Source organism: Thermus sp., from assembly GCF_056332225.1.
The window spans coordinates 1-512 of the sequence record NZ_JBWGQW010000263.1 but is presented as its reverse complement, the minus strand read 5'-3'; the positions used below and the strand labels follow the sequence as shown (position 1 = coordinate 512).

The 512-nt window shown below is 72.9% G+C and carries 1 protein-coding gene; it reads left to right on the top strand.

The window, feature by feature from the left end; translation table 11 throughout:
- Positions 1-91: 91 nt before the first annotated feature.
- The coding region (locus AC01Y6_RS11270; protein WP_476671622.1) for a sirohydrochlorin chelatase at positions 92-512 on the top strand (421 nt) is incomplete at its 3' end.

Here is a 512-nt window from a genome sequence, read left to right as displayed (position 1 = left end):
GGGCGAGGCTTCTCGTAGAGAAGACCAAGCGGGGAAACCTCACCCTGGCCCTGGGGGTCCTGCCCTTGGGGATCCCCGAGGAGGCCCTGCCATGATCCTCCTCACCGCCCACGGCTCCCCCGACCCTAGGGCCCAGGCCCTGGCCCAGGGGCTCAAAAAGGGCCTGGAAAGGCGGCTTGGGGAGGAGGTGCTTTTAGGCTTCATAGAGCACCAAAGCCCCACCCTCCTCGAGGCCGCCCTGGAGCTCGCCAAAGGAGGGGGCGGGGTGGTCCTCCCCCTCCTCCTCCTCGGGGCGGGGCACCTGAAGGCCGACCTGCCCCTGGCCCTGGAGGCGGCCAGGAGCAGGTACCCCAAGGCCCGCTTCCTCCTCGCCCGCCCCCTCGGCACCCACCCCGCTCTGGTGGCCCTCTGGGCGGAGCGGCTTGAGCGCCGGGGGGCCACGCCCGAGGACGGGGCGGTCCTGGTCCTGAGGGGCGGCACCGACCCTGGGGCGAACGCGGAAGGAGCGGCCC